A 12,711-nucleotide genomic window follows, 5' to 3' on the forward strand; every position below is an offset into this window, starting at 1 on the left:
TTGCACGCCGTTCGCCATGGCTCGGCCACGCGCCACGACGCCTCCTTTTTCAGGGACTTTGTCTCATGGGAAGGACGTGTCGCAGTGCGGGGCTGCGCCATGGCAGTCTTTTGTCGCGCCCCTGCTGGAACGGCACCCCGGCCCCTTTGCCGGGGTGGACGAGGCCGGCCGGGGTTGCCTGGCCGGGCCGGTGGTCGCGGCGGCGGCGGTGTTTGCCCCAACGTTTGATTTTTCCCGCCTGCCCGGTCTGGACGACTCCAAGCAGGTCCGGGCCGAGGTGCGCCAGCGTCTGGCCGGGGAGATCAAATCCCAGTGTCTGGCCTGGGCCGTGGGTTTTTCCTGGCCGCGGGAGATCGAGGCCGTGAACATCCTGCAGGCCACCCTCCGGGCCATGGCGCGTGCCGTGCGGCGGCTCAAGACCTCGCCAGGATTTCTGGCTGTGGATGGCAACAGGACCATCCCCCAGTTTCCGCTGCCGCAGCAGGCCATTGTGGATGGCGATGCCCTCATTCCGGCCATCGCCGCCGCCTCCATCCTGGCCAAAACCACCCGGGACCGGGTCATGCTCGCCCTGGACACCCGCCATCCCGGCTACGGCTTTGCCGGCCACAAAGGCTATGGCTCCGCGGCGCACCGCGCGGCCATCAAGGCCCTGGGCCCCTGCCCACAGCACCGCATGACCTTTCGCGGCGTGCGGCCCGGGGGGGATGGCCAGCTGTGCCTGCCCGGTCTCTGAGCCCGCACCTGCAGCTGGGCCGGGAGGGAGAGGCCGCCGCGGCCCGGTTTCTCGCCGCCGCGGGCTTGCGCGTGCTGGATCGCAACTGGCGCGAGGGGCGGCTGGAGCTGGATCTCGTCTGTGAGGCTCCCGATGGCACGGTGGTCTTCGTGGAAGTGCGCACGCGGGCCGACGCTGCGCATGGGGACCCGGCCGAAACAGTGACCCTGGTCAAGCAGCGCCAGCTGATCAAGGCCGCCGGGGCCTGGCTTTCGGCGCACGACAGCTGGGGGCGCCCGTGCCGGTTTGACGTGCTGGCTGTCCGCAACCGGCAGGAACCTTTCAGCATCACGCATCATCCGCATGCGTTCGAGGTCGCCGATGCTTTGGATCGTGGCCACACCCATTGGCAACCTTGGTGATATCTCGGCCCGCGCCCTGGAGATTCTGGGCAAGGCAGAGGTGGTTCTGGCCGAGGATACCCGACGCACGGGCATGCTCTTTGCCAGGCTGGGCCTGCCTTCGCCGCGATTTCTGAGTTTTTACGAGCACAATGAGGAGTCGCGCATCGAACAGGCCCTGGCCCTGCTGGAAGAGGGCAGGGAGGTGGCCCTGGTAAGCGATGCCGGCACGCCGCTGTTGGCCGATCCGGGCTACCGGCTGGTGCGGGCCTGCCGGGAGCGGGGGCTGGCGGTTTCGCCTGTGCCGGGACCGTCGGCGATTCTGGCGGCCTTGTCAGCTTCCGGTTTGCCGCCGTATCCATTCGTATTTCTGGGATTTCCCCCGCGGAAGGCCTCGGAGCGCCGCGAGATGTTCCGGCCATACGCCACCCTGCCGGCCACCCTGGTGTTTTTTGAGCGGGGCAGCCGGGTGCAGGAGACGCTGATCCAGGCGCGGGAAATCCTCGGAGAGCGTGAATGTTGTGTGGCCAGGGAATTGACCAAGCTGCACGAGGAGTTTATCCTGACCTCCCTGGATGCATGGCTTGCCACGCCGCAGGAAGATCAGGACCATAGCCGTCAGGAGAGTACGCAGGACGTGCGGGGCGAGGCCACCGTGGTCATCGGTCCGCCGCGGCAGGAAGCTGCCACCACCCGGACGGCGGACAGCGAGGTGGATCACCTGCTCGCCGCCGCGCGCGAGGCAGGCTGCAAGCCCCGGGAAGCCGCCAAACGAGTCCAGGCGGCTGTCTCTGGATGGACGGCCAAGGAACTCTATGAACGTGTCCACCGCCTCACGTCCGACTGAGCCGCAATCCGCCAAGGCGTCGCAAGGCGCGGGCGGGGCCTGCGCGTCGAATGAGGCAGGAGGCTCGGGCACACGGGGCGCCGCGGGCCAGGCCGGGATGGCGGGCATGCCCTCAGAGTCTGTACCGCCAGCTGGCGCCACTTCCGAGCCACTTCCCGAGGGGACTCCAGGGGCCAGATTGGGCCGGGCGCTGGCGCGATGTTTCTTGCGCTCGTACATGGTGGCCGCAGCCTTCAACACGCGCGGCATGCAGAATGTGGGATTGATTTACGCCATGGAGCCGGGCCTGCAGGTTATTTATTCTGATCCGAATGCCCGGCGCGATGCGCGGCAGCGCTATGTGGCGCATTACAATTCCCACCCGTTTTGGACGCCGTTGCTGGTGGGCGTGTTTCTTTCTCTGGAAGACAAGATTGCCAAAGGGCTTTTTCCCCCGCAGGTGCTGACCACGGTCAAGGACACCACAGTCTACACGCTCTCCGCCATCGGCGATTCGCTGTTTTCGGGGAGCCTGCTGGTGTTCTGGTCTTTGTCCACGGCCTGTCTGGTGGCAGGTGAGTGCGAAACGCTGGCCCTGCTCTGGGGGCTGGCCTGGTTTTTCGGGCTGCATGCCTTCAAGTTCATCACCTTTTGGGTGGGATTCAAGGAAGGCCTGAAGTTTCTGACGAGGCTGAAGCGCTGGCGGCTCATCGACTGGGCCCAGCGCCTGAAATATGGCAACGCCGTGCTCCTGGCGCTGTTCTTGCATCTTTCCTGGCCCGGAGAGATGCTGGTTGGCTCCTGGTTCATGAGCGTGGCGGTGGTGGGTGCTGCGGCTGTGGCCGTCTATTACGGCGGCATCGGTCGGGAAGTGATTGCGCTGCTTGTGCTCACGGCGGCCACGGCGTTGCCGCTGCTGCTGGTGTGATCCGCTGGCCCAGCGCCAGGCGCCGCCAAGGCAACCGATTGAAATGAGAACGGAACGCAGCAGAACCGCCACTGGAATACACCTGGTACCGGGGGGCTGGGGCCCGCGCCCTGACCGTTTGGACTGCAACAGGACGACTCCGTAGACGACCGCCATGATCGAATCGCCGCCTTCCTCCCCCGCAGCAGGTGCATGCTCCGACAACGGAGCCTGCGTCTGCAATGTGCATGTACTGAACGAACTGGGGCTGCACGCCCGCCCGGCGGCAGTGCTGGCTCAGGAAGCCCAGAAATTTCAATCGGATATCCAGATTAGGCTGGAGGATCAGGAAGTGGATGCCAAGTCCATCCTCGATATCCTCTCCCTGGCCGCCTCTCGCGGCAGCGAGCTGGAGCTCATGGCCCGCGGCGTGGATGCCCGGGAAGCCGTGGACCGCCTCTCTCATTGCTTTTCGACCAGATTTGGCGAGGAAAAATAGTGGCCAGAAAGGTGCTTAAAGGCATTCCGGTGTCGGCGGGCGTGTCTGTGGGGCGGGCGCTCTTCGTCAACCGCAGCCGCTTCGCCCAGATTCCGCGCGAAGCCATTCCCGACGATCTGAAGAAGTTCGAAAACGCCCGTCTGGAACTGGCCTTCCAGCGGGTGCGCGAGGAGCTTTCCGCCGCCCGCGGCAAGGTGCCCAAGGAGTTGCAGGAGCACGCGGCCATCATCGACACGCACCTGATGATCAGCCAGGACCCCAAGCTCCTGCGCAGCGCCCAGAAAATCGTCAACGAGATGGGTATTACCGCGGAATGGGGCCTGGAAAAGGCCGTGGACCAGATTGCCCAGGCCTTTGCCGCCATTGACGATGCCTACATCCGCGAGCGCATCCAGGATGTCCGCCTGGTTTCCCGCCGGATCATGGACAAGCTGCTCGGCCAGCCGCATGCCCAGGTGGATCCATCCGCCCGGCTGGACACCAACGCCCGCTTTGTGATGATGGCCCACGACCTCACGCCGGCCGACACCATCGGGCTGGATATTTCCAAGATCATGTCCCTGGCCACGGTGCAGGGGGGCAAGACGTCGCACACAGGCATCCTTGCAAGATCCTTGCAGATCCCTGCCCTGGTGGGCGTGGAGGGGCTGGAAGAGGAGGTTGCCGACGGCGATCTGGTCATCCTCGACGGCCTCAAGGGCAGCATCCTTGTGGATCCCAACGAGGACGAACTGGCCTACTACTCCGATCTGAAATATCAGTTTGAGAACTACCAGTCCTCCATCACCCGCGAGTGCGGCCTGCCGGCAGAGACCATTGACGGCTATAGGGTCAATGTCTTTGCGAATATTGAAATTTTTGAGGAAGTTGCCGCGGTGCTTGACGTCGGCGGCGAGGGGGTGGGGCTGTACCGCACGGAATACTCCTTCATGGACCGGGCCACCATTCCAGACGAAGAAGCCATGGCCACGGAATATTCCGAACTGGCCGCCCTGCTGGCCCCGCGGCGGGTGACCTTCCGGACCCTGGATTTGGGCGCGGACAAGCTCGCCCGCCAGTTTGGCAAGCTGGATGAGCCCAACCCGGCCCTGGGCCTGCGCGCCGTGCGCTTCACCCTCAAGCATCCGGAACTGTTCCGCCAGCAGGTCCGGGCCATCTGCCGCGCCAGCCACCACGGCAACGTGGCCATCATGTTTCCGCTCATCTCCGGAGTCAATGAGATCGACCAATGCAAGGCCGTGGTGCGCGATGTGCAACAGGAGCTGGCCGGGCTGGGCATCCCCTTTGATCCGGACATGCCCATCGGCATCATGGTCGAGTTGCCCTGCGCCGTGTTCATTGCCGACGTCCTGGCGCGTGAGGTGGATTTCTTCTCCATCGGCACCAACGACCTGATCCAGTACTCCCTGGGCATCGATCGCATCAACAAGCACGTGTCGTATCTGTATCAGCCCCTGCATCCGGCCATTGTGCGCTCCATCAAGTATGTGGTGGATTCCGGGCACCAGGCCGGCATTGAGGTGAGTGTGTGCGGGGAGCTGGCCTCGGACCCGTATTGCGTGCCCATTCTCCTGGGCATGCAGGTGGATAACATCTCCATCACCCCGCACGCCATCCCGGGCATCAAGCGGGTGATCCGGCAGACCACCATGCAGGACTGCAAAAACCTGCTGCATGATGTGCTGCAGGCCCGCACGGTGGCCGAAACGAACCAGCTGGTGCGCGATTCGGTCTTCAAACGCTTTCCCGAGGAGCTGATGTTCTTCTCGTCGCTGCTTGATTAAGGCCTGGTTCCTGATGCAGGGCATGGGAGCGCGGACTCTCCTGGAAAATACCGCGGTTCCCTGCGTTTCCCTTTCCCGACCATTTTGATATACCCCTTCTTTCCTGACGCGATGTTGTTGGAAGGGGGCCGTTCTCGCAAAGGGCAGCACCTTTCCGCAGAACATGGTGCGCCCCCTGCAACGCATTTGAGCGACAAGCCCCAAGGCTGGATCTGCAATGGCCAAACAAAAGTCCGGCGGTGGGCGGCTCGCGGAAAACCGCCGCGCCCGCCACGACTATGAATTCCTGGAACGCTACGAAGCCGGCCTGGTTCTGCTCGGGTCGGAGGTGAAAAGCCTGCGCGATGGCAAGGTGACCTTCAAGGACGGCTACATCCGCATCAAAGACGGCGAGGCCTGGCTGGTGGGCGTGCACATTGCCCCATACGCCAACGCCGGCCCCGTGGGCCACGGCGGGCACGACCCCGAGCGGCCCCGCAAGCTGCTGCTGCATCACCGTGAAATCGCCGAGCTCATGCGACACATCGAGCAGAAGGGCCTGACCGTGGTGCCCGTGGCCCTGTATCTGCATCATGGCAAGATCAAACTGGAAATCGCCGTGGGACGAGGACGGAAACTGCATGACCAGCGCCAGGCCCTCAAGGACAAGGCCGTGGCGCGGGATACCCGCCGCGAACTGTCCCGCGCGGGCAAGGAGGGCTGATGCATCCCGCCGTTCCGGAAAGGCTCAGCCCGGCCCGGCGTTCTTTCCTGGAGACGCTCTTTCCCGGCGAACAGGCCCTGTTTGATCCCGAATCCATGCTCGTTTACGGGATTGATGCCTGCCGCCAGCTGCGCATGCCCTGGGCAGTGGTCCGGCCGACATCCGAGGAGCAGCTTATCGAACTGCTGCGCTGGGCCCAGGCCGAACGCGTGCCTCTCATCCCGAGGGCCAGGGCCACGAACACCGTGGGCGGCTGCGTGCCTGTGGCCGGCGGGGTGGTGGTTTCCCTGCTGGGCATGGATCAGATTCTGGAAATTGATGCGCAGGATTTCGTGGCCGTGGTGGAGCCGGGGGTACTCACGGGCCGGTTGCAGCGGGCCGTGGAAGCCCAGGGGCTTTTCTATCCGCCAGACCCGGCCAGCGGGCGCATGTCCACCATCGGGGGCAATGTGGCCACCTGTGCCGGCGGCATGCGCGCGCTCAAGTACGGCGTCACCCGCGATCACGTCCTTGGCCTGCGGGCGGTGCTGCCCGGTGGGGAGGTCATCGAAACCGGCGGCCGTACGCACAAAAATGTGGTGGGGCTGGACCTGACCCGTCTGCTGGTGGGCAGCGAGGGCACCCTGGCCATCTTTTCGCGGATCATCCTTAAATTGCAACCAAAACCACGGGCCACGGCCTCACTCATGGCCGGCTACCCCCGCATGGACGCCTGTCTGCAGGCCTCCCAGGCCGTGTTCGCCGCCGGGCTGCTGCCCGCGGCCATGGAGTTCCTGGGCCAGGGGATGTGCCGTTGCCTGGAACAGCTCATGCCGCCGCCGCTGGTCCCCTGGCCTGCAGCCACCAACGCCGTGCTGCTGCTGCGTCTGGACGGCGACCCTGAAGCCCTGGAGGCCTCCCTGGACCGGGCACGCGGGGTGGTGGAGCCTTTTGGTCCGGTGTTTCTGGAACAGGCCACGGGCGAGCGAGAGGAAGCCCTCTGGGACATCCGCCGCAGCATCAACCCGGCGTCCTTCAAGGCCGGGAGCAAAAAGCTCTCCGATGACGTCACCCTGCCGCGCGGCAAGGTCCTGGAAGCCCTGACCCGCTTTGAAGCCATTGGCGAGCAGGAAGGGGTGCGGGTGCTCTTTGCCGGCCACCTGGGCGACGGCAACATGCACGTCTCGGTCATGCACGAACCGGGGCAGGAGGAAGCCGCCTCCCGCGCCAAGGCCGCCATCCAGGAAACGGCCATGACCCTCGGCGGCAGCCTCTCCGGCGAGCACGGCATCGGCATGATGAAGCTCCCTGCCGTGGGCCGGCAGCTGGGCGCCACCGAACGCCGGCTGATGCGGGACATCAAAAACGTCTTTGATCCGCACGGCATCCTCAACCCTGGCAAGGCCTACTGACATGGACCGGCTGCCCAAAGACTGCATAGCCTGCGGCCGCTGCATGGATGTCTGCCCACTGTTCACCAGCACCGGGCACGAGGAGCTTTCTCCCAAGGCCACCCACCAGCTGGTGATGCAGCTGCGGGCTGGTTCCACGGCCGTGCAGCCCCGCAAGGCCGAGCAACTGGCCGCCATGTGCCTGGGCTGCGGCCGATGCGCCGCGACCTGCCCGCAGGGTCTGGATACCGCGGCCACGGTGGCGGCCTTGCGGGCCGGGCATCCGGACTGGCGGAGCTGGCTCTGGAAGCAGTGGATCACCCGCGCCGGCGTACTCTGGCCGCTCATGGCCCAGGCATTCGAGCATGTTCCCGCCGCGTTCCCCGAAGCAATGGCCGGGGCGCGAGGATTGGCTTTGCCCGAGGTGACGCCCTGGCTGCAGGTGGTCCAGTGGGACGTCTGGGGCGGCGGCCGGGAAGTGGCCATTTTCCCGGGCTGCACGGCCACACACCTGCGGCCGCAGTGGGTTGCCCGGGCGAGACGTATCCTGGAGCATTGCGGTTTCCGGGTGCTGGAGGTGAAAGGTTTCGGCTGTTGCGGGGCCACACTGGGCCACGCTGGCCTGCCCGAGGCCCGGCGCGAGATGCAACGCCGGAACATCAAGGCCTGGCGCAAGGCCGGCCGGCCGCTGCTGGTGAGCTTCTGCGCCTCCTGCCGGGCCGGGCTTACGGACTATGGTGATGGCAGCGAGGCCCTGGTCAAAGGGTGGGACGCGGTGGAGGCCGCCCGGTTTCGCGATGCCGTGCAGCCGCTCAGCCCGTTTTTCCGGCAGACCCGTTTGGAGGTGGATCAGGCCCGGCGGCCGCAATACGTGGTCTGGCATCAGCCATGCCACGCCAGAGAGGGCAATCCTGATGGGCCGTTTTTGCAGCGCGTGCTGGGCGCGGCGCTGGACCATGCCGTCACGGACCGCTGTTGCGGCCTGGGCGGGGTGATGCAGCTGGGCGGCACGGGCCTGCCGGCCCGGGTGGCGGCTGCCTGCTGGAAGGCCTTGTTGCCCATGGGCGCGGCAGGAGGGGAGGGCACGACCCGGCCGGCGCAGGTGCTGACGGGCTGTTCCGGCTGTACCGTGCAGCTGGGAGCCACGGCACCGGGAGGAGTGACTGTCTCGCATTGGCTGGACATTCTCGAATCCTGATCTATTACTCTGAAAATGTTTTGTGCCCCGGCCCCCGGGTGCCCACTTGCAAGCGGGCCGGACGCACGCCAACCCACGGGAGGTCAACATGTCCATGCATCTGGATTTGCAACCATTGCTGGCGCTCATCGCGGGTATTGTCATTCTCATTCATCCGAAAATCCTCAACTTCGTGGTGGCGATCTACCTGATCGTCATCGGAGCGCTGGGACTGTTGCGCTAGCTGGCGGGCGAATTGCGTTTCTGCGGGCCTCGTTGTATGAAGCCGAGTTGCGTGCCGCAGGCTGCCGGTTTTCCACCCGGGCACCTCGCCCGGCCGTGATACGTGGTCCGGGTGATTTGGTCATGGCGCCAGAGCAGGCCCTGTGATCAACTCACTTGATCCGGCCCGCCGCACATGCGCCCGCAGACCCTGCGCCCCGTTCCCGCTCCAAGGAGAATCCATGTTCGGCAGTCTTGTCGCCAAGCTTATCGGTTCCAAAAACGATCGATTTCTCAAAAGCCTCCGCCCCCTCGTCCAGCGCATCAACGGCCTTGAGCCCGACATGCAGGCCCTGTCTGATGATGACATGCGCGCCCGCATCGTCAGCTGGAAGGAAGAGGTGGCCAACGGCCGTCCCCTGAATGAGATCCTGCCCGACGTGTTCGCCCTGGTGCGCGAAGCCGGCCGCCGCGTGCTGGACATGCGCCATTTTGACGTGCAGCTCGTCGGTGGCATGGTCCTGCACCACGGCACCATCGCCGAAATGAAAACCGGCGAAGGCAAAACCCTGGTGGCCACCCTGCCCGTGGTCCTGAATGCCCTGGAGGGCAAGGGCGTGCACGTCGTCACGGTCAACGACTACCTGGCCAAGCGCGACGCCGAATGGATGGGCCGCCTGTACAACTTCCTCGGCCTGAGCACGGGCATTATCGTGCATGGCCTCACGGACCAGGAACGGCAGGAAAACTATGGTGCGGACGTCACCTACGGCACCAACAACGAATTCGGCTTCGACTACCTGCGCGACAACATGAAGTTCTACAAGGAGCAGCTCGTCCAGCGCAGCCTGCATTACGCCATTGTGGACGAAGTGGACTCCATCCTGATTGATGAAGCCAGAACCCCGCTGATCATCTCCGGCCCGGCCGAGCAGAGCACCGCGCTGTATGCCCGCGTGAGCGCCATCATTCCCTCCCTCAAGCGCGACACGCACTTTACCATGGACGAGAAGGCCCGCACCGTGGCCCTCACCGACGAAGGCGTGGCCCGCGTGGAAGGCATGCTCCAGCTGGATAACCTCTATGATCCGGCCAACATTACCTTCCAGCACCACGTGCTCCAGGGCCTGAAGGCGCACCAGCTCTTCCAGCGTGATGTGGATTATATCGTCAAGGACGGGCAGGTCATCATCGTGGACGAGTTCACCGGCCGCCTCATGCCCGGTCGGCGTTACTCCGATGGCCTGCACCAGTCCCTGGAAGCCAAGGAAGGCGTGAAGGTGGAAGCCGAGAACCAGACGCTGGCCTCCATCACCTTCCAGAACTACTTCCGCATGTACAACAAGCTCTCGGGCATGACAGGTACCGCGGACACGGAAGCGGTGGAATTCAAACAGATTTACGATCTGGACGTCATCGCCGTGCCCACGCATCGGCCCATGGTCCGCCAGGATTATCCCGACGCCATCTACAAAAGCCAGGGCGAAAAGTTCAACGCCATCTGCAAAGACATCGCCGAGTTGCACAAGAAGGGGCAGCCCGTGCTCGTGGGCACCATCTCCATCGAAAAGAGCGAGATGCTTTCCCAGATGCTCAACCGCGCCCGGGTGCCGCATGAGGTCCTCAACGCCAAGCAGCATGAGCGCGAGGCGGAAATCGTGGCCCATGCCGGTGAAAAGGGCAAGGTGACCATCGCCACCAACATGGCCGGCCGCGGCACGGACATCAAGCTGGGCGAAGGCGTGGCCGAACTGGGCGGCCTGCACATCCTGGGCACGGAGCGCCACGAAAGCCGGCGCATCGACAACCAGCTGCGCGGCCGTTCCGGCCGTCAGGGCGACCCCGGCTCCTCCCGGTTCTACCTGGCCCTGGATGACGACCTGATGCGCCTCTTCGGCTCCGACCGCATCAAGGGCCTGATGGAGCGCCTGGGCATGGAAGAGGGCGAGGCCATCGAAAACCGCATGGTTTCCAAGGCCATCGAAAACGCCCAGAAGCGCGTGGAAGCCCACAACTTCGACATCCGCAAGCAGCTCCTGGACTTTGATAACGTCATGAACCAGCAGCGCGAGGTCATTTACACCCTGCGCCGCGAAATCATGGCGGCCCAGGACCTCGAACCCCTGGTCCATGAATATGTGGATGACATTCTGGACGACATTTACGCTGCCCTGGATCAGGCCAAGGGCGATGGGGAAACAGAAAACGCCGTCCGCGCCCGGCTGGAAGAAGCCTTCGCCGTTTCCCGCGTGGCCGATATCTCCGAGGATCTCCCCACCCGCGAGGAGGCTCGCGAATACGTGCTGGAGAATCTTGCCAACCTGCAGCAGGAAGCCTCCGAACAGTATCAGACAATCCTGAGCTTTTTCCTCCTGGAAGCCCTGGACCGCAACTGGAAGGAGCATCTCTCCAACATGGACCACCTGCGCGACGGCATTGGTCTGCGCGGCTATGGCCAGAAGGATCCCAAGCAGGAATACAAGCGCGAGGGGTTTGAAATATTCCAGGAGATGCTCTACATTATTAAAGAAAATGCCCTGCGCGCCCTGACCCGCCTGCGCTTCCAGCGCGTGAGTGAGACGGAACTGAAGCACAAGGACGAAGCCGCCAACCTGAACTACTCCGGTGGCTCCGAAACCCAGCAGGTCAAGAAAAAACCGGCCCGCCGCGCCGCCCCCAAAGTCGGCCGCAACGACCCCTGCCCCTGCGGCAGCGGGCAGAAGTACAAGAAGTGCTGCGGCAAAGGATTGTAAGCGAATCGGGGAAAACGACTTCTGAAGAAAGATGCTCCTCCGCCCCCCTACAACGAGCTGTAGCTGGGATGATTCACAGGCTCACCGTTGGAGGGGGCGCGGGGGAACTCAGTTCCCCCGCCTCTTCTCCCCGTTCCTCCCCCTCCTGATCCCTGACTCCGGAGACCCCCCATGATTCCCGTTCCCCAAGGATACTCCTTCGCCGCGGTGGCGGCCGGCTTCAAGAAAGACCGCAACGATCTGGCTGTGCTTGTTTCCGACCGTCCTGCCGTGGCGGCCGGGGTGTTTACCACGAACAAGTTTCAGGCCGCGCCGGTGCTCGTGGCCCGCGAGCGCCTGGAAGCCTCCGAAACCGCGCGCGCCGTGGTCATCAATGCCGGTCAGGCCAACGCCTGCACCGGCCAGGACGGCCTGGACGACTGTCGTCTGGCCTGCCGCCAGCTGGCCGACGCGCTTGGCGTGGAGGAAGGGGATATTCTCCCGGCATCCACAGGCGTGATTGGCGTGCGGATCCCCATGGAAAAATGGGCCGCGGCCATGCCCCTGGTGCGGGACAACCTCGGCAAGGCCGAAGCCACGGACTTTGCCAAGGCCATCATGACCACCGACGCCTTCCCCAAAATGGCCGCCGCCAGACTGACCAGCAGCCAGGGCAAGGAATGCGCCGTGTTCGGCATGGCCAAGGGCGCGGGCATGATCTGCCCCAACATGGCCACCATGCTGGCTGTGGTCTTCACGGATGCCGCCGTGGAGCCGGGTCTGTGGCGGGCCATCCTCCGCGCTGCGGTGGAGGCGAGCTTCAACCGCGTTACCGTGGATGGAGATACCTCCACCAATGACACGGTCTTTGCTTTGGCCAACGGCGCCAGCGGCGTGACCATTGGCGAGGAGGAAACAGACGCCCTGGTGGAGGCGGTGACCCAGGTCTGTCAGACCCTGGCCTACATGCTGGTCCAGGACGCCGAGGGTGGCTCCAAAGTGGTCCGCATCCACGTGGTCGGGGCCAACAACATGCAGGACGCCGAAACCGTGGCCCGGACCATCGGCCATTCGCCCCTGGTCAAGACAGCCATGTACGGCCGCGACCCCAACTGGGGCCGCATCGTCTGCGCCCTGGGCCGCAGCGGCGTGGAGTTTGATCCCAGCGAGGTCAACCTGACCCTGTGCGGCATTCCCATCTTTGCCAAGGGCGCGCCCATCGCGCAGGATCACAAGGCGCTCCTGGCCCCGCACATGCGCCGGCAGGATATCGTCGTGCACCTGAGCATTGGCTCCGGCCCAGGCTCCTATGTGCTGCTGGCCTCGGATCTGACCCACGAATACGTGACCATCAACGCCGAATACACGACGTAAT

The 12,711-nt window shown here is 64.5% G+C and carries 12 protein-coding genes; all 12 read left to right on the top strand.

Annotation, left to right across the window (positions count from 1 at the left end):
* The first annotated feature begins 76 nt into the window (after nucleotides 1–76).
* Nucleotides 77–736, top strand: a complete 660-nt coding sequence (locus tag ACYQ00_RS19690; protein ID WP_460033765.1) for a ribonuclease HII — start codon at nucleotides 77–79, stop codon at nucleotides 734–736.
* Nucleotides 718–1,137, top strand: coding sequence for a YraN family protein (locus ACYQ00_RS19695; RefSeq protein ID WP_460033766.1), 420 nt, complete (start codon nucleotides 718–720; stop codon nucleotides 1,135–1,137). Before ACYQ00_RS19690 ends, ACYQ00_RS19695 begins: the two co-directional genes overlap by 19 nt.
* Nucleotides 1,079–1,963 carry a 16S rRNA (cytidine(1402)-2'-O)-methyltransferase gene (gene rsmI, locus ACYQ00_RS19700; RefSeq protein ID WP_460033767.1) on the top strand — a complete coding sequence of 295 codons (885 nt, stop codon included), beginning with the start codon at nucleotides 1,079–1,081 and terminating at the stop codon, nucleotides 1,961–1,963. Before ACYQ00_RS19695 ends, rsmI begins: the two co-directional genes overlap by 59 nt.
* Nucleotides 1,964–2,069: 106 nt before the next feature.
* Complete coding sequence (locus ACYQ00_RS19705) at nucleotides 2,070–2,870, top strand: PTS system mannose/fructose/sorbose family transporter subunit IID (RefSeq protein WP_460033768.1); 801 nt, start codon at nucleotides 2,070–2,072, stop codon at nucleotides 2,868–2,870.
* 223 nt (nucleotides 2,871–3,093) lie between these two features.
* A complete protein-coding gene (locus ACYQ00_RS19710) occupies nucleotides 3,094–3,348 on the top strand; it encodes an HPr family phosphocarrier protein (RefSeq protein ID WP_460033769.1) in 255 nt (84 codons plus the stop codon).
* Nucleotides 3,348–5,132 carry a phosphoenolpyruvate--protein phosphotransferase gene (ptsP, locus tag ACYQ00_RS19715; protein WP_460033770.1) on the top strand — a complete coding sequence of 595 codons (1,785 nt, stop codon included), beginning with the start codon at nucleotides 3,348–3,350 and terminating at the stop codon, nucleotides 5,130–5,132. Before ACYQ00_RS19710 ends, ptsP begins: the two co-directional genes overlap by 1 nt.
* Before the next feature lie 217 nt (nucleotides 5,133–5,349).
* Nucleotides 5,350–5,835 carry an SsrA-binding protein SmpB gene (gene smpB / locus ACYQ00_RS19720; RefSeq protein ID WP_460033771.1) on the top strand — a complete coding sequence of 162 codons (486 nt, stop codon included), beginning with the start codon at nucleotides 5,350–5,352 and terminating at the stop codon, nucleotides 5,833–5,835.
* Nucleotides 5,835–7,226 (top strand): FAD-binding oxidoreductase, encoded by a 1,392-nt coding sequence (locus ACYQ00_RS19725; protein WP_460033772.1) that lies wholly within the window; start codon nucleotides 5,835–5,837, stop codon nucleotides 7,224–7,226. Before smpB ends, ACYQ00_RS19725 begins: the two co-directional genes overlap by 1 nt.
* A gap of 1 nt (nucleotide 7,227) precedes the next feature.
* Nucleotides 7,228–8,403, top strand: a complete 1,176-nt coding sequence (locus tag ACYQ00_RS19730) for a (Fe-S)-binding protein (RefSeq protein ID WP_460033773.1) — start codon at nucleotides 7,228–7,230, stop codon at nucleotides 8,401–8,403.
* Between the two features lie 88 nt (nucleotides 8,404–8,491).
* Nucleotides 8,492–8,626 carry a DUF3096 domain-containing protein gene (locus ACYQ00_RS19735; RefSeq protein WP_460033774.1) on the top strand — a complete coding sequence of 45 codons (135 nt, stop codon included), beginning with the start codon at nucleotides 8,492–8,494 and terminating at the stop codon, nucleotides 8,624–8,626.
* 220 nt (nucleotides 8,627–8,846) lie between these two features.
* Entirely contained in the window at nucleotides 8,847–11,357 is a 2,511-nt protein-coding gene (gene secA, locus ACYQ00_RS19740; protein WP_460033775.1) for a preprotein translocase subunit SecA, read from the top strand.
* 171 nt (nucleotides 11,358–11,528) lie between these two features.
* A complete protein-coding gene (argJ, locus tag ACYQ00_RS19745) occupies nucleotides 11,529–12,710 on the top strand; it encodes a bifunctional glutamate N-acetyltransferase/amino-acid acetyltransferase ArgJ (RefSeq protein WP_460033776.1) in 1,182 nt (393 codons plus the stop codon).
* The last annotated feature ends 1 nt before the right edge of the window (nucleotide 12,711 follow it).

It is taken from the genome of Megalodesulfovibrio paquesii, assembly GCF_054653055.1.